Source organism: Bacillus sp. FSL W8-0848, assembly GCF_038007805.1.
GTDB lineage: Bacteria > Bacillota > Bacilli > Bacillales > Bacillaceae > Bacillus > Bacillus glycinifermentans.
The window spans coordinates 2,974,302-2,991,910 of the sequence record NZ_JBBOYB010000001.1 but is presented as its reverse complement, the minus strand read 5'-3'; the positions used below and the strand labels follow the sequence as shown (position 1 = coordinate 2,991,910).

Here is a 17,609-nt window from a genome sequence, read left to right as displayed (position 1 = left end):
GTGAGCTTAAACGTTTTTTTAATGTTACATAAATAAATAATCAAGGAGCAGCGTCAGGGCGATTCCCGTCAGCCCTCCGAAAAAGACTTCAATCGGCTGGTGCCCCAGCAGCTCTTTTAATTTTTTTTGCTTTTCTTCCTGTTGGAATTTCGGGAAATCCTTCGCTTCATTGACGAAGCGGTTAAAGTCGCTGACAAGCCGGTTCAGAACGGTGGCCTGCTCCCCGGCATGCCTTCTGACTCCGGTTGCGTCAAACATCGTAATCACGGCAAAGATCGAAGAGACGGCAAACAAAGACGAATCCATCCCGTGCTCAAGCGCGATTCCCGTCGAAAGCGCCGTGACGGCCGCCGAATGCGAGCTCGGCATGCCTCCTGTGCTTGTCACAAGCCGCCAATCCCATTTTTTGGAGACGAAGAAGAAGATGGGCACTTTGATAAACTGAGCGAAAAGAATAGCTGCGAAGCTTGCCAGTACGGGAAAGTTTTTGAGGATTTCCATTTTCCAGAACATCCTTTCTATAAGGAAAATAAAGATGAATTCAGCGTTTTATTTGCTAAAATAAAGATATGGAATGCAATTAGGAAAAATGTTTTTCCTATTATAACATTGTTGCCTCATTTTTACTCACTCTGCTTGTAAGGAGCTGTGATCACATGTTTTATGCCTTTCACGATTTTGAACAAAAAGAAACGCTGCTGCTCGGACTGTTTAACAAAAGCCAATTGTACGGAAAAGCCGAAGAGATTGACCGCCTTTTACACGGTCAGCTCTCACAGCTGTTAAAGGACGGGGACGTATCTTCCAAAAAAGCGAAAGTGTCTAAAATATTTACCCCGTCGCTTCCCGGAGTCAAACGGCTGTATGTCGTCGGATTGGGGCGGGAAGCCGAATTTACGTTTGATGATGCGAAGCAATGCTTTGCCGAAGCTGTACAAATGATTCACAAAGACCGGAAACAGGAAGTGACGGTTTTCCTCGACAGCTTTGTTTCGGAGCAGGTTCATGCAAACGATGCCGCACATGCTTTGGCGGAATCGTGCATGCTGTCCTGCTATGAAGTGCAAGATTACAAACATAAATCAAATGAACCCGAACGGCCTCTCCAAAACGTTTATGTTCTTACAGACCATGATTTGAAGGAAATCCAGGCAAGCCTGCATGTCGGCCAAGTGTATGGACACGCGACGAATTCGGCGAGAACGCTCGTGAACATGCCGGGCAACATGCTGACCGCGACAGATCTTGCATCATACGCAGCCGAGCTTGCCGCGAAATACGAATTTGAATGTGAAATCCTCGAAAAGCGCGACATGGAAGAGCTCGGCATGGGCGGACTGCTGGCAGTCAATCAAGGATCTGATGAGCCGCCGAAAATGATCGTGCTAAAATACCAGGGGAAAGATACGTGGGACGACGTCATCGGTTTGGTCGGCAAAGGGATCACGTTTGATACGGGAGGCTACTCCTTGAAAACGAAGTCCGGCATTGTCGGCATGAAGTCGGATATGGGGGGAGCAGCCAGTGTGCTAGGCGCGATGGAAGCGATCGGCGAATTGCGTCCTGAACAAAACGTTCTTGCCGTGATACCTTCTACAGACAACATGATTTCCGCAAGCGCCATGAAGCCGGATGACGTGATTGTGTCGCTTAGCGGCAAAACGATTGAGATTTTAAATACGGATGCTGAAGGAAGGCTTGCTCTTGCCGATGCCCTGACATATGCCAAGCATCACGGAGCCTCCGTACTGATCGATGTAGCGACACTTACCGGAGGCGTTGTCGTAGCCCTCGGCACCGATACGACAGGAGCGATGACGAATCACGACAAGCTTTATGATCAGGTGCGTCAGGCGGCTGAAGAAGCGGGTGAAGCGATCTGGCAGCTTCCGATCACAGAAAAGGATAAGAAGAAAGTAAAAAACAGCCAAATGGCCGATTTGAATAACTCACCGGGTAGAGAAGGGCACGCCATCATGGCCGGGACGTTTCTCGGGGAATTCGCAGAGCAGACGCCATGGGTGCATCTTGACATAGCCGGCACGGCAACGGCGAATGGGAGCACATGCTTCGGACCGAAGGGCGGAACGGGCGTAATGGTAAGAACCCTTGTCACATTTGTCGAACGGTTTGACGGAAATTTATAAACCTCTTCAGTTATGAAGAGGTTTTTTTAGTTTGCGGAAAAAATTTCTAATTATCAAAGCTTCATTGACGCAGCAGTTAAAAATATGATAATATACGTTCATTACTTTAATTATCTACTACATTAGCAAACTAAAGCGTTTTTCGGAGGTTTCTTATATGAATGCAGTTGTGATTGCGGTTTTCATTATGCTTATATTAAGCCTGCTGCGCGTCAATGTTGTAATTGCCCTTGTGTTGGGCGCGCTTGCCGGCGGGCTTACGGGCGGTCTCAGCCTTGGCGAGACGGTCAGTGTGTTTACGGACGGACTTGGAGGAAATGCTACGATAGCGGTCAGCTACGCGCTTCTCGGCGCATTTGCGGCTGCTTTGACAAAAACGGGCCTTCCGGATGCGATGGTCGAGGCTTCTGTGAAGCTGGTCGGCAAAGAAGGGGACACAAGGAGAAAAACGCTATCGAAAGTTTTAATTATTTTTGTTATTTTAATTGTTTCGTGTTTTTCACAAAATGTGGTTCCCATCCATATTGCCTTTATCCCGGTTATGATACCGCCATTGTTGAAAATTTTTAACGAGCTTCAAGTTGACCGCAGGTTGGTCGCATGCGTCATCACCTTCGGATTAACGGCTCCTTATATTTTGCTTCCAGTTGGGTTCGGACAGATTTTCCAGGGGATTTTGCGCGATAATATGAAAGATGCGGGGCTTTCTGTTTCGATGAACGATATCCCGTATGCGATGATCATTCCGGTGGCGGGAATGGTTGCCGGAATGATCCTTTCCATTTTTGTATACCGTAAACCCCGCACATACGAAACAAAGGCAATCGCCGGCGAAAAGCCTGCGCCTTATACGAAAAAGAGCCTCGCGATTGCACTTCTGGCGATCGCTGTTTCCTTGGCCGTGCAGCTCTACTTATCACAGAGCTTAAACGTCGACGGGATGATTTTCGGTGCCCTGAGCGGCCTTGCGGTTCTTCTCGTATCCGGAGTGATGAAAAGAGGCGAAGCCGACGAATTGATCACGAACGGTATGAACATGATGGCGTTTATCGGATTTGTCATGCTTGCAGCGGCGGGGTTTGCCGCGGTGCTGAACAAAACGGGAGATGTCAAATCGCTTGTTGAAGCATCGACGAGTATGATCCATCACAGCCAGACAATCGGAGCGCTCTTAATGCTGATCGTCGGACTCCTGATAACGATGGGAATCGGCTCATCGTTTGCGACGATTCCGATTATCACGACAATTTTTGTTCCGCTCTGCCTGCAGCTCGGATTCAGCCCGATGGCAACGATCGCCGTTATCGGAACGGCGGCTGCCTTAGGCGATGCCGGCTCTCCGGCAAGCGACAGTACGCTCGGCCCGACATCCGGTTTAAATGCGGACGGACAGCATCACCACATTTGGGACACGTGTGTTCCGACGTTCATCTTTTATAATATTCCGCTCATCGTGTTTGGCTGGATCGCAGCGGCTGTCCTTTGAAAAAAATCCCCCATGTACGGGGATTTTTTTTCTCAATTTGTTAAAATAAAAACAGAACCTCGAAGGGGGTTCTGTTTTTTAATAAGAGGCATTTCGGTTAAAACCGGCTCCTTTTTGAACAGCGCGATAAACCTTTGGTGCAAGAGCGGCGAGCAGAATGGAGAATGCCATATCCTTGATGAAAAACCAGACCATTGATGTCCATGCTGCGGCATAATGTACCGGCGTGTTGAGCCAATATTTAAAAGCGAGATACATATAGTTGACACCGATGATATAAATGATGACCGTTCCGATGACGGCAGCCGCTAAAAAATGCTTGTTTTCAGGTTCGGCTTTACGGTCGGTCAACCATCCGGCGGCATAGGCGGCAGGGATATAGGATAAAATAAATCCGCCGCTTCCTTTGAAAAGAGCGGAAATCCCGGCTGAAAATTGCGCGAAAACAGGAGCCCCTATAATGCCGACGAGAGCATAAACGATCATCGCAAGCGTACCGAGCCTTCGTCCGAGCAGCAGGCCCGCCAACAGGCAGAAGAAGGGCTGCATCGTAAGTGGAATACCGCCGATTTGCAGAAACGGGGCAAACGATGTGATATTGGCGCCGATCCCCATCAGGGCGGCAAACATTCCGACAAGCGCCATGTCACCGGCGCGAAGCTTTTGCTTTTTCATGTTTGTTCCTCCTAGAAAGCCATTCACACACTTATCGTAAGAGATCGGCAAACAGTTTGTCAACCTATAAATTTAATAAGTTAACAAAAGGGGAGATCGAATGTTTTTCGGGAAAATAAAACGGCACAATTTGTCTGACAGAGTTCCGCCTAACCAAAACGTTACAACGTCATTCCCGGTTCTTCATGCGGGCAGCGTCCCCGATTATCACGATTTGTCAAAATGGAATCTGCAAATCTACGGCCTTGTAGAATGTCCGCTTCTGTTAACCTTTGAAGAGCTGAAAAAAATGCCGCAAAGCGAAGTGACAAATGACATTCACTGTGTAACGGGATGGTCGAAGCTCGATAATGTCTGGAAAGGGGTTAAAACAAAGGAGATCGCGGAAAGGACAAAGCCGCTTAAGGAAGCGCGGTACGTCATCCTGCACGCTGAGGAGGGATGGACGGCAAATGTTCCTTTGGAAGACTTTTTGATGGATTCCTCGCTGCTCGCCCATTCTTACAACGGCGCTCCGCTCACTCCCGAGCACGGCTTTCCGCTCAGGGCCGTCATGCCGCACCTCTATTTCTGGAAAAGCGCCAAATGGCTGAGGGGCATACAATTTACAAAGGAAAACCACCCGGGATTTTGGGAGAAGAACGGCTACCATATGAGGGGTGATCCATGGAAGGAAGAAAGGTACAGCTTTGATTAAAGAGCGGTTTTTAATAAAGCGAAAAAGCAGAAGCCCCTTTAACGGGCTCCTGCCTAAAGCCGATTATGCTTCAGCCGCGGATGACAAGTTTTCGATCGCCAGTTCGGCCGGCACGTAATCGTAATTTAAATCTCTTGCCACTGCTTCATATGTGATATGTCCGTTCGCCACATTGACGCCCGCTTTTAAGGCCGCATTTTCCAAAATGGCTTTCACTGCGCCTTTGTTCGCGATTTCAAGCGCGTATGGAACCGTAACGTTTGTCAATGCCACGGTTGACGTTCTCGGTACGGCGCCCGGCATGTTGGCGACGGCGTAATGAACGATTCCGTGTTTTTCGTATGTCGGGTTGTCATGGGTTGTGATATGGTCGACCGTTTCGACGATGCCGCCCTGGTCAATGGCTACATCGACGATCACAGAGCCCGGCTTCATTTGCTTCACCATTTCCTCCGTCACCAAAGTCGGAGCTTTGGCGCCCGGAATCAGCACAGCGCAGATGAGAAGATCCGCTTCAGCCACTGCGTCAGCGATATTGACCGGATTTGACATGAGCGTTTTAATTTGATGGCCGAACTGATCGTCAAGCTGGCGCAGCCGGTCTGCGCTTAAATCGATCATCGTCACGTCTGCTCCAAGACCTACTGCGACCTTTGCGGCGTTCGTACCGACAACGCCGCCGCCGATGATGGTCACTTTTCCGCGGGCGACGCCGGGAACGCCGGCTAACAGGATTCCTTTGCCTCCTTTCGGCTTTTCAAGGAATTGCGCGCCGATTTGGGCGGCCATCCGCCCGGCTACTTCCGACATCGGCGTCAGCAAAGGAAGGGAGCGGCCGTCGCTCACCGTTTCGTAGGCGATGGCAGTGACCCCTTTTTGTTTTAACGCTTCAGCCAATGAAGGCTCTGCAGCCAAATGCAGATATGTGAATAAGATCAGACCTTCTCTGAAATACGGATACTCTTCAGGAAGAGGCTCTTTTACTTTCATCACCATCTCGGCAGAATCCCAGACGGCTTTCGCCTGTTCAGCGATTTCGGCTCCCACGGACACGTAATCTTCGTTATCAAAACCGCTTCCCGCACCGGCATTTGTTTCTATGATGACGCGGTGCCCTGCGGCGATAAGCTGCGAAGCTGCACCGGGTGTCAAAGCCACCCTGTTTTCATTGTTTTTAATCTCTTTTGGAACCCCGATAATCATCGTAAATCCCTCCCCCTTCTTCAAAAAAACTTTCTGTTCTTTAAGTGTATATTGATTTTTTGGAATTTTCTTTGTTTGATCGAGAAAATAAAAAAACACGCATTTGTGGAATTTCACAAATGCATGTTTCTCAGTTTGATTTCAAGGTAAATCGAGAATTTCTCATTGATATTTTTTAAATCGATTTCCGCGATGTTGCCGATGCGTTTCAGCCGGTAATTTAATGTATTGACGTGAATGTTCAGCTTTTTGGCGGCCGTGTTAACATTGCTGTCGCATTCGATAAATTGCTCAAGCGTTTCGACAAGGTTTGAATTGTGTTCTCTGTCATACGCTTCAAGCCGTGTCAGAGAATAGTTTGGATAGTTGGCGTGCTTTCGTTTTTCGGCAAGCACGTCGAGATATTGATAAATGCCGAGTTCAGAAAAGCTGACAAGGTGCTTTGTTTCCGCAGCAAACCGTTCTTTTACCTTTAAAACGGAGAGCGCTTCCTGATAGGACTGATCGACGCGGGTGATCAATTCATACATTCCGCCGATCGACAGCGTGCAGTCATGGAGCTTGTAGCGTTCTTCAAGCTGTTTTTGAATATTTGCGGCAAATTGTTTTAAATCGTTGAACGGCTGTCCGTTAAGCCCCTTTTTTGGGGATGCGAGGATAATCAGTTCATTATAGTCAAGCGTGGCCAGCAGAATTTGCACCTGCTGAGTCGTTTCCAATAAATAATGAAGCTGTTTTTCCGTTTTCTCGTCAATTTCGTTTTTCAGGCGCACGATCAGCACCGAATAGGATGAGGGAACACCGATGCCGAGCTGGTGAAAGCCGTCCGCGATTTCCCGTTCCTCTGAAATGTGCCCGGTGAGCAGCTTCCAGAAAAACTCCTGGCTGCGCTGTTCGTTTTTTCTTTTGCGGATCTGGTAGGGCAAAAGCTTATTTTTAACAGATTCGGCTGCCAGTTTCAGAAGATGCAGCTCTTCCTCAGAAAGCGTTTTTTGGCTTTCGAGCGCCCAAATAAATCCGATGACTTCGCTGTTTTTCCAAATCGAAATCGCGACGCGGCTGCTGAGCCCGACTTCGTTAATCTGTTTTACCCTGACAGGCTCGTTCGTTTTCAGCAGGGCTGGAATGGTCCCGTCTTTCCAGAGCTTGTTGATCACCTTTTCGGGTACGCGGCGGCCGATGATCGTCGATGTTCTCGCCGGATCCGTATAATCGCTGTGCGTGCTGTAGGCGAGAAGCCGGTGATTGACATCTTCTATTGTAATAGGACAGTTCAGCACCTCGCTGATATGGTCTGCGATATCTTCGAGACGATCGTAGCTGTATTTAAAAGGATTCGGTCGATTGTTCATAAAAAACCCCTACTTTGTTCATGAAAAATTTATAGCTCATCCCCATCTTACTTTTATTATGGATATAGGTGTTTGGGGAAAGCAACAAAAAAGTTTCCTGTTATTTGTTGCTTTTATAAATATGAAACAGTGCTTCAGCAGGTGTGCGTTAATCAAGATGACATTCATTATAATGAGGACACAACCTTTTACCTAATGTCCGTCCGCTTGCGATCGATGAAAAGCAGGCGGATGTTACAGTGATTATATAGAACTATGTCTTTTGATTCATTCTTTGTCAAGACACAAAATTGAGATATTTTTACTAGATTTCTATAATTTCAGCCGCCTGGAAACAGAGGAACGATAAACCTTTAGACTCATTTTGTAAAAATACAACAGATTTGTTTGACTGTGCCTCAATCTTGTTTTTATAATAAGAGCGTTCAAAAAAATAAGTTATTTAGCCCATATCTAGGGCGAATAGCGCAGGAGGTATAAGGAATATGTCAGGAATCATTCGTGTAACGCCGGCTGAGCTGCGGCAAATGGCTGACAGATATCAAAAAGAAAGCGGAGATGTAACTGAACAAGTAAACCAGCGTCTTGATCAAATGATCAACCAGCTTCAAGATATGTGGGAAGGTGAATCAAGCCGGGCATTCTCAGAGCAATACCAAGAGCTAAGACCTTCTTTCCTTAAAATGGCTGAACTTCTAAGCGATGTTTCTAAACAGCTTCATCAGACTGCTAACACTCTTGAAAGCACTGACCAAGATATCGCTAGCCAAATCCGCGGCTAATTACAGATTAGAAGAACGAGAGAAGCGCCTAATTCAAAAGAAGATGACGGCGCTTTTTCTAATTGAGAGGTGATGAACCGGTGTATGTTGACATTACCATCGATTTAAAGCACTATGACGGCAGCGCTTTTGATCTCAGACTGTCAGATTACCATTCTATTAAAAAGGTCATCGACATCGCATGGCAGGCCAAAAGCATTCCCTTGCCCCCGCGCGAAGGCTGCTGGATAAGGGTGACGAATAAAGACGCCGTTTTTTCAGGCGAATACACGCTGGCCGACTGCGGGATTACGACAGGAGACCGCCTGGAAATACTATGAAAGGATCTGAATGAATGGCAGAAAAAAAGAAAACGTATTTGGAAAAGCAATTAGAGGCCGTCATGACGAAAGAAAAAGATGCCTATATCTTTCGTTTTCAAAGAGAAAAAATCAATCTTGTAAACGGCTTGGAAGCAAACGTCATTAAAGAAGTAAATCCTTCCTTTCAAAAGGAAACCGTCATGACTGAAGACGAAGTTCAAATTTCGATTCAGCCTCCTTCAGAATACAAGCCGTTTCGTCATTTGAAATCGAAAAACAAAAAGAGCAAGTGGCTGTTTGCCTATCAGCTCGTAAAGGCTGTTGAGGAGCATTCGGTCAAAAGGCTGCACATGATCGCAGCACCAGAAAACATTGTCTTTGACAAGGGGCTTACCCCTGCATTTTTACATTATGGAGTGAAAGAAAGCATTCCGCCATACGAAAACGACGAAGAACGACTTTTTAATGAAGTGAAAGCGGCGGCAGCGCTTGCCGTCGACTGGGAATTTTCCTTCGAAGATTACTTGAAATACAGCGAAACGATGAAGTTTTCTGACCAGGCCAAAGACATCATCTCAAGCGGAACGTACGGCGATTTGAAAGCCGTCATCCAAAAGAAGATCGATGAACTGGATGCCGAAGAAAAAACGCTTGTCCATCTTCCGAAGAAAAAATGGAAGAACCAAAGATACATAGGATTGGGACTCATTATATGTTTAATACCGGCTGTTTTATTTACATTTTATTCGCTGTTCTTTATCCAGCCGAAACAGGAAGCGTTTATCGAAAGCAACCGCCACTTCTTGAATAAACAATACAGCAAAGTCATCAGCACGCTCGATAAATATGGCGCCGGAGATATGCCGGAGTCTGTTCAATATCAGCTTGCTTATTCTTACGCGTCCGTCGACAATTATCTGAAGGAAACCAACGGAGGACAAGAAGCTGCCCTGAATTTGCTCACTCTTCAGGCCGATCCGAGGTATTTTCAGTACTTTATTCAAATTGGCCGGGGCGAAAATAAGGAAGCTTTAGAAACGGCCCGCCTGTTGGAGGATAACCGCTGGATCGGGTATGCGCTCATCAAATATGAGCAGGAAATCAAAGCGGATGACAAATTGTCGAGCGAAGAAAGAGAAAAACAGCTTGAGCCGATTGAAAAAGAACTCGAACAAGTGAAAGAGGATCAAGAAAAAGCAAAAAACTCCGAAGAAGCCGAGCAGACTTCCAGCGACCAGCAGCAGGCCGCACAAGAAGCGGAAAAGGCTAAACAGGAGGAAGAAAAAGCGAAACAGGCTGAAAAGGAAAAAAAAGAAAAGGAAGACAACAAGAAAAAAGATGACAAATAAAAGCGATAAAACCTGTTGTTTGCAGGAGGCGGAAAAATGAATCAGTTATGGATTTTTTATAACGAAAACTATCAAAACCTAAAGCTGGATCATCCCAGCACCCGCACGCTGACCATCGGTCCCGAGCTGAAGCATTCCGTCACCATCCGGCAATTCCCGTTTAAAAAAGGTCCGGTGATTTTGGAAAAGCATAAGGATGCCGACGCATACAGCGTATATCAGGAGGGAGAGCCCGCCCAGGTACTGGCGCTCGGCGAAAAAGCGGCAGTAAATGACGGGGAGGAGGAACTGGTCCTCTTTTTAACCGAAGTACATGAAAGCGCCCCTGCTTATTATTTAGGAGAAAGAAAGGAAATTACGATTTCCTCCGTTGATCAGGAAGCAGACGTCTATTTCTCCGGGACGGATTCATGTTTCGGAAACAAAGGTGCTTTCTCGATCATCAAGCTTGAAGACCGATGGAATGTCGTACCGAATGGCGAGAACGTCTATTTGAACGGAGAAAAACGATCAAAACCCGCCTCATTGCAAAACGGAGACGAAATCCTGTACGGACTCAATACCTTCCGGGTGATTGAAGGCGACCTTTTGGAAATCAATGCGTGGGAACCGTTTGAAACTGCCTTGGAACAAACGGTCAGACCAAGCTCTGAAACGAAAAATAAATACCCGCACTACCGCAGGCCGCCAAGAATGATCTATGATCTGCCTGATGACAAAATCTCCTTCAGCTTTCCGGCTCAGGAGTCAGACAATGACAACAAGGGGCTATGGCTCATGATCCTGCCTCCGATTGTCATGCTGGTCGTCATGGGAATCGTGGCGATCATTCAGCCGCGCGGAATTTTTATCCTCGTCTCCCTGGCGATGTTTATGATGACGCTGATTACGTCGACGGTGCAATATTTCCGCGACAAAAACCAGCGCAAAAAGCGCGAAGAGAAAAGGGAGCGGGTCTACAGCCTTTACCTCGAAAATAAAAAGAAAGAGCTGCATGAGCTTGCAGAAAGGCAAAAATTTGTCCTGAACTTTCATTTTCCTTCATTTGAAAGAATGAAATATTTAACGAGGGAAATCAGCGGCCGGATTTGGGAAAGGTCGATCGAAAGCGAAGATTTTCTGCAAATTCGCCTTGGTACCGGGACGGTTCACTCCTCCTACCAAATCAATTTGAACGGCGGGGATTTGGCAAACCGCGACACAGACCACCTTCTGGAACAAACGCAAAGAATGGAAGAGGTCTACAGAGAGCTGAAAAACGCTCCCGTCACCGTGAACCTTGCCGAAGGTCCGATGGGTGTCGTCGGGAAAGCAGCCGTTGTAAAAAATGAAATTCATCAGCTGGTCGGACAGCTTGCTTTTTTCCACAGCTATCACGATCTGCGTTTCGTGTTCATTTTTGACGAAGAGGAATATAAAGACTGGGAATGGATGAAATGGCTCCCGCATTTTCAGCTTCCGCATACATATGCGAAAGGGTTTATTTACAATGAACAGACGAGGGACCAGCTGCTGTCAAGCATTTACGAGATTTTGAGAGAGCGCGATTTGGACGAAAACAAAGAAAAAACGCGGTTCAGACCGCACTTTGTCTTTATCATCACAAATCAGCAGCTCATTGCAGAACACGTCATCTTAGAGTATTTGGAAGGCAAGCTGAGACATCTCGGCGTCTCGACGATCGTTGCCGCAGAGACGAAGGAAAGCCTGTCCGACAACATTCATACGCTTGTTCGTTATATTACTGAACAAGAAGGCGACATTTTGATCAAGCAAAAGAAAGCCGTCCAAATTCCGTTTCAATTGGATCACCATAAGAGGGAAGACAATGAAATCTTCTCACGGACATTGCGGACGCTTGATCACCAGATGGGCATGACCAATTCGATCCCTGAAACCGTATCGTTTCTTGAGCTCTTCCATGCAAAAGAAGTCAATGACATCGGAATCAGGGAGAAATGGCTGTCAAGCGAGTCGGCTAAATCGCTGGCCGTGCCGATCGGCTATAAAGGAAAAGATGACATCGTCTATTTAAACCTGCACGAAAAAGCGCACGGGCCTCACGGCTTGCTTGCGGGGACAACCGGATCGGGGAAAAGTGAATTTCTACAGACGTATATTTTGTCTTTAGCCGTTCACTTCCATCCGCATGAAGTCGCTTTTCTGCTGATTGACTATAAAGGGGGCGGAATGGCGCAGCCGTTCAGAAACATTCCGCATCTGCTCGGAACGATCACGAACATCGAAGGCAGCAAAAACTTCAGCACGCGCGCCCTGGCGTCGATTAAAAGCGAGCTGAAGAAAAGACAGCGCCTCTTTGACCAGTACAACGTCAATCATATCAACGATTACACAAAGCTGTACAAACAGAACAAAGCGAAAACGGCGATGCCGCACCTGTTCTTAATATCCGACGAGTTTGCCGAGCTTAAAAGCGAAGAGCCCGAATTTATCCGCGAGCTTGTCAGTGCCGCCAGGATCGGACGGAGCCTTGGGGTGCATTTGATTTTGGCGACGCAAAAACCGGGCGGCATCATCGATGACCAGATTTGGAGCAACTCCAGATTTAAAGTCGCTTTAAAGGTGCAGGATGCAAATGACAGTAAAGAGATCCTCAAAAACGGGGATGCGGCGACCATTACGGTCACAGGCCGCGGCTATCTTCAGGTCGGCAACAATGAAGTGTACGAGCTGTTCCAGTCGGCGTGGAGCGGTGCGCCTTACATGGAGGATGCATACGGTACAGAGGACGAAGTCGCAATCGTAACCGATACCGGGCTGATTCCATTGTCAGATGTAGACGCCGATCAGTCCGCGAAAAAAGAAGTTCAGACGGAAATTTCGGCAGTCGTTGAACAAATCGAGCAGATTCAGGAAGAACTGGGCATCGATAAGCTCCCGAGCCCGTGGCTGCCGCCGCTTGAAGAGCGCATACCAAAATCGCTGTATCCGTCAGATGAGGCCGATACGTTTAACTTCGCCTTTATCGATGAGCCGGAGAAACAAAGCCAGGAGCCGATCAGCTATCGCATGATGGAGGACGGAAACATCGGTATTGTCGGATCTTCGGGCTACGGAAAATCGCTCACCGCCATCACCTTCCTGATGAGCTTTGCGGCCGAATACACGCCTGAAGAGCTGCACAACTACATCTTCGACTTTGGCAACGGAACGCTTCTGCCGCTTGCGAGACTTCCGCATACGGCCGATTATTTCCTGATGGATCAGACAAGAAAAATCGAAAAATTCATGGTCCGCATCAAAGAGGAAATCGAGCATCGCAAAAATCTGTTCCGCGCGAAAGAAATCAGCCATATCAAGATGTACAATGCGCTGAACGAAGAAAAGCTGCCGTTCATTTTCATTACGGTGGACAACTTTGACATTATTAAAGACGAAATGCACGAGCTTGAAGCTGAATTTATTCAGTTTGCCCGTGACGGCCAATCGCTGGGAATTTATTCAATCCTGACGGCGACAAGGGTCAATGCAATCAGGCAGTCGCTCTTAAACAACCTGAAAACAAGGGTCGTCCATTACTTGATGGATCAGTCTGAAGCCTATTCGATCATCGGAAGGCCGGAGTACAGCCTTGAACCGATTCCGGGACGGGTCATCATCAATAAAGAGAACCAGTACTTCGCCCAGATGTTTATGCCTGTTGAAGCAGACAGCGAGATCGAACTGTTTGAAAACATCAAAGCCGAAATTCAGGCAATCGCGGACCGCTATGAAGGCATGAGAAAGCCAGCTCCGGTGCCGATGCTGCCGCTTGAGCTTTCCGTGACGCAGTTTATGAGAGATTACCCGCTTCAGCCTGAAAGAGGCATGATCCCGATGGGGCTTGATGAAGAGACCGTCGAGCCTGTTTATTTCAATCTTGAGAAAAACAAACACTGCCTTGTCATGGGACAAACGCAGCGCGGAAAAACAAACGTCATCAAGATCATCCTCGAGCATCTGCTTGATCACGACACGAAAAACATCGCTGTGTTTGATTCGATAGACCGCGGCTTGTCGCAATACGCAACAGAAGATGAGATCAGCTATCTTGAAACGAAGGATGACATTCTGCTCTGGCTGTCCGAGACGGAAGAAATTTGCCGGACGAGGGAAGCGATGTACGTGGAAGCCGTCAGACAAGGACAAAGCGCAAACCTCGATTTCTCGCCGATGGTCTTTATCGTTGACGGAATTTCGCGCTTCCAGCAAACGATTGACGCATCGATCCAAGACAGGATGGTCACGTTTATGAAATCGTACGCCCATTTAGGTTTCCATTTTATACCTTCCGGAAACCACAACGAGTTTACGAAAGGGTACGATTCATTAACAAGCGAGCTCAAACAAGTCAGACATGCTGTCCTGCTGATGAAAAAGTCCGAGCAAAACCTTATCCAGCTTCCGTACGAGCGGCAGGAGCCTGAAATTCAGCCGGGCTTCGGCTACATCGTTGAAAACGGTAAGGAAAGGAAAATTCAAATTCCTTTATGCTCTGTAGAAAGGAAGAAAACGATATGACGGAACAACAGAAAAGCTCGCTGAAAATCATCAGCGCCGTGCTTGTCATCATATTGCTGCCCGTCTTATTTTTCCGCTTCATCGGAGAGGATCCGACGAAAAAGGTATCGAACGAGACGAAGGAGATTGCCGTTGTCAATGAAGACATCGGCAGCGATCAAACCAATGGAAACGATCAAAATTTAGGCCGCGATATGTCGGCTGTGCTGGCTGAACGCCCTAACTATAAATGGACGGTCGTCAGCCGCAGCACCGCCGAGAGCGGACTCGCCGACCAAAAATACGATGCGATCGTCTATATTCCATCAGATTTTACGAACAATATTTTGAGCTACAATCATAAGCGTCCGCAAAAAGCCCAATTGGAATTCAGAATTCAAGGAAAGCTTGACGCGGTCAACAAGGAAAAAGTCCAGCGGGAGCTTCAGGACGCGCAAAAAACTGTCAGCAAAAAGATGACCTCCTTCTATTGGAAGGCTGTTAAAGAGAATATGAAAACCGTCAGGGACGAATTCGACAACATCGTAAACAAAGAATCAGAATTCCAAAACGCGATGTACAACTTTTACAAACCGAGCTCAAACAACCTGGCGGGCGAGGTCGAAAAACAAAAAGATATGATCGACACCTTGAAAGACTCGATCAACCAAACGAAAGACACGTCAAAAGACCGCAATGCAGGCGTTGAAGAAACAAAAAAACAACTGGACGCTTTTATCGAAAACGTCAACCAGTATAAAAAATACCAAGAGGAGCAGGCCAAACTGCTTCAAGCCGCCCAGGCTGACAGCGAAAAGCAAATCCAAACCGGCCTCGCGTCCATCAACGAAAAGCAGGCGAGCGCAGAAACAAGCTTCAACCAAAGTATGAACAATATGAACACGGCATTTGGGAATTTGCAGCAGCGATTCAACTTGGTTGTGAGATCTAAAGATATTTTACAGGAGTACAGATATAATCAGGTGCCACAGCAGCAGTTTAATGGAATTAATACGATTGAAAACAACCTGATTGATGATTATCAAGCCCAGACAAGACTATACAATTTAGATCGGATTCAGCCTTCAATGATTGATGCACGGTCGCGTTTAACCGAGGGACCGGGAGATGATTCACCGGGTACCGATCCTGGCGATGATCATAATAACGATGATAATAAAGATGATGATGAAGAACAGCCGAAGGATTTAAAGATTGACCTTCAAGAGCAGCAGGACGAATTAAAAAGCGTCGCAGCTGAACTAAAAGAGATATCGGACGGGTTGAAAGAATCTCCGGACAACGGAAGCGAAAACCCCGGCGATAATAATTCTACAGATGGATCAGATCAAAACCAGAATCAGGGGAACGGTCAAACCGGAAATCAGGACAACAGTCAAACAACAGATGACAATCAGACAGCTTCAGAAACGGCTGAAAATGGACAGCAGGATGATAACCAGACCCCTGAAGATCCAACCAATGATCCGGGAACCGGCGATGACGGACAGTCCGAGCAGCCGGGAGGCGAAACGCCTGACGATCAGAAGGACGATGAGATTGCCAAATTAAAAGAGCAGTTGAACAATGCCGCAGCCCGCATCAAAAAGGTGGAAGAGGATCTTAGGGCAAAACAGGAAACGCATAACGAAGAGCTTAATAAACAGCTTGAGAAACTTAATGAAAAAATCGATGGTTTAAATGAAACCATTAAAGGATTAAAAGATGAAATAACTGATCTGAACAATAGCATTACGAAGCTTGATAATAAATTTGATACGATGAAAACTCGTATTACAAATATTGAAAACAATATATTAAGCTATCTTCCAGATGGTGAGCGAAAAGAAAAGTTAAGAAAAGCATTTAATTCTGAGATTGATCCGAAAAAAGTAAATGCTTTACTTGATTACTATAACTATCTCTCAATTTATGAAGCGACACTTTTCAACTCATTAAATCCGGGAAAATCAGTTAAACAAAATGCAATTGCCGGCCAAACGGACAATGTCAACACAGTCCTCAAAGTCAGCGACGACGAAAACACAAAATGGGAAGACCTGAAGAACAACATGCTCACGACAAGCCAGGACATCGAAAATTACAAAACGGGTATGACCGATTTTGTCGATGAATACGGCACATTCATCAAACAAAAACAAGATGAAATCAATAATGAGCTTAAGGCGATTACCGAAAAGGCAAATGTCGTCAGTGAGCAACTGAGCAATCCGGCAGGTGCAGGATCCGCCGTGATGGAAGGGAATGCAACCGACGGTACAGTCGTTCTCAGCATGCAGGATACGCTTGGAAATGACATTCTCAACCTTTCAGATATGCTTGGTGCATTGTCAGAACATCAATCCGGGGTCATTAATTACACAAACAACATTCAGCAAAGTGTAAACGATGTTCAGACAAAGGCGGATACGCTGAATTCGAACTGGGGCAAAAACGTGAATTCCACTAAGCTTATCCGCGGTGATGTATACAGCGTTCTTGGAAATGCTTTCGGCGGCAATGACACGTATGTATACGACCACTTGGCAAATCCGGTGAAAATCAGCGGGGATGTTCCGGAGTCAAAAGCCCAGAATATTCCGCCGGTCGTCATTCTCGTGATTGTCATGATCTCAAGCCTGTTGATCGGATATTTCAGCCATCACTATCAAAAGGCACCGCTGCTTGTCAGAGGCGCGCTGTTTGGCATCCTGAACATCATTGTCGGCTTGATGATCAGCCTGTTCGGCTTGAATGTCTACTCTCTCGCCGATGACCAGGCGATCATGTGGTCGGTCTTTACGATCCTGCTGCTTGTCGCAAGCTCTGCGATTATCCGTACGGCATTCATGCTCGGATCAATCCCTGGAGGCGTGGCAACGGCTGCCTTGATTTTGTTCTACATTGCTCCGCTGCTCGATTTGGCTATGCCGAATTTCAGTATTAATGATCCGGTATCAACCGTTTATATGTCGATTCAGTACGGAACGGGAGACCTGTTCAGTCTCGGAATCGGAGCTTTGGTGTTAGTGACGGCTGTCGCGATCGCTATTCCTTTTGTTATATCAATCGCAAAATCAAAAATAGAGGAAAGCGAGGAAGACTATGAGGAGTAG

12 protein-coding genes are annotated in these 17,609 nt (G+C 46.8%); 8 read left to right on the top strand and 4 right to left on the bottom strand.

From position 1 onward, the window contains the following. Positions 1-24: 24 nt before the first annotated feature. Positions 25-501, bottom strand: a complete 477-nt coding sequence (locus tag NSQ39_RS15790) for a divergent PAP2 family protein (RefSeq protein ID WP_046131624.1) — start codon at positions 499-501, stop codon at positions 25-27. A 155-nt stretch (positions 502-656) separates the two neighbouring features. Here NSQ39_RS15790 and NSQ39_RS15785 point away from each other — a divergent pair, with 155 nt between their 5' ends. Both NSQ39_RS15785 and NSQ39_RS15780 read left to right on the top strand, forming a co-directional pair. After that, the gene (locus NSQ39_RS15785; RefSeq protein ID WP_046131623.1) at positions 657-2,147 is read left to right on the top strand and encodes a leucyl aminopeptidase; all 1,491 of its coding nucleotides are present in this window, start codon (positions 657-659) and stop codon (positions 2,145-2,147) included. A gap of 157 nt (positions 2,148-2,304) precedes the next feature. Beyond that, complete coding sequence (locus tag NSQ39_RS15780) at positions 2,305-3,633, top strand: Na+/H+ antiporter family protein (RefSeq protein ID WP_175077618.1); 1,329 nt, start codon at positions 2,305-2,307, stop codon at positions 3,631-3,633. Positions 3,634-3,711: 78 nt separating this feature from the next. Here the strand turns inward: NSQ39_RS15780 and NSQ39_RS15775 are convergent, their stop codons facing one another. Beyond that, complete coding sequence (locus NSQ39_RS15775; RefSeq protein ID WP_046131714.1) at positions 3,712-4,308, bottom strand: biotin transporter BioY; 597 nt, start codon at positions 4,306-4,308, stop codon at positions 3,712-3,714. 100 nt (positions 4,309-4,408) lie between these two features. On the opposite strand from NSQ39_RS15775, the gene NSQ39_RS15770 reads away from it, so the two are divergent. After that, on the top strand, positions 4,409-5,005 hold the full coding sequence (locus tag NSQ39_RS15770; RefSeq protein WP_216898677.1) for a sulfite oxidase-like oxidoreductase: 597 nt from the start codon (positions 4,409-4,411) through the stop codon (positions 5,003-5,005). Positions 5,006-5,068: 63 nt separating this feature from the next. Here NSQ39_RS15770 and ald read toward each other — a convergent pair whose 3' ends face one another. Together ald and NSQ39_RS15760 are read right to left on the bottom strand one after the other, a co-directional pair. Beyond that, positions 5,069-6,208, bottom strand: coding sequence for an alanine dehydrogenase (ald, locus tag NSQ39_RS15765; protein ID WP_175077279.1), 1,140 nt, complete (start codon positions 6,206-6,208; stop codon positions 5,069-5,071). 113 nt (positions 6,209-6,321) lie between these two features. Next, entirely contained in the window at positions 6,322-7,560 is a 1,239-nt protein-coding gene (locus tag NSQ39_RS15760; protein ID WP_341015862.1) for a PucR family transcriptional regulator, read from the bottom strand. 485 nt (positions 7,561-8,045) lie between these two features. On the opposite strand from NSQ39_RS15760, the gene NSQ39_RS15755 reads away from it, so the two are divergent. From NSQ39_RS15755 to esaA, 5 genes are all read left to right on the top strand, one after another. Continuing rightward, a complete protein-coding gene (locus NSQ39_RS15755; RefSeq protein WP_046131711.1) occupies positions 8,046-8,342 on the top strand; it encodes a WXG100 family type VII secretion target in 297 nt (98 codons plus the stop codon). Positions 8,343-8,422: 80 nt separating this feature from the next. Next, positions 8,423-8,662, top strand: coding sequence for an EsaB/YukD family protein (locus tag NSQ39_RS15750; protein WP_046131710.1), 240 nt, complete (start codon positions 8,423-8,425; stop codon positions 8,660-8,662). 14 nt (positions 8,663-8,676) lie between these two features. Further along, positions 8,677-9,993: a type VII secretion protein EssB gene (essB, locus tag NSQ39_RS15745; RefSeq protein ID WP_175077277.1), complete on the top strand. Its 1,317-nt coding sequence runs from the start codon at positions 8,677-8,679 to the stop codon at positions 9,991-9,993. A 36-nt stretch (positions 9,994-10,029) separates the two neighbouring features. Next, positions 10,030-14,514: a type VII secretion protein EssC gene (essC, locus tag NSQ39_RS15740; protein ID WP_341015857.1), complete on the top strand. Its 4,485-nt coding sequence runs from the start codon at positions 10,030-10,032 to the stop codon at positions 14,512-14,514. Beyond that, a complete protein-coding gene (esaA, locus tag NSQ39_RS15735) occupies positions 14,511-17,609 on the top strand; it encodes a type VII secretion protein EsaA (RefSeq protein WP_175077275.1) in 3,099 nt (1,032 codons plus the stop codon). Before essC ends, esaA begins: the two co-directional genes overlap by 4 nt.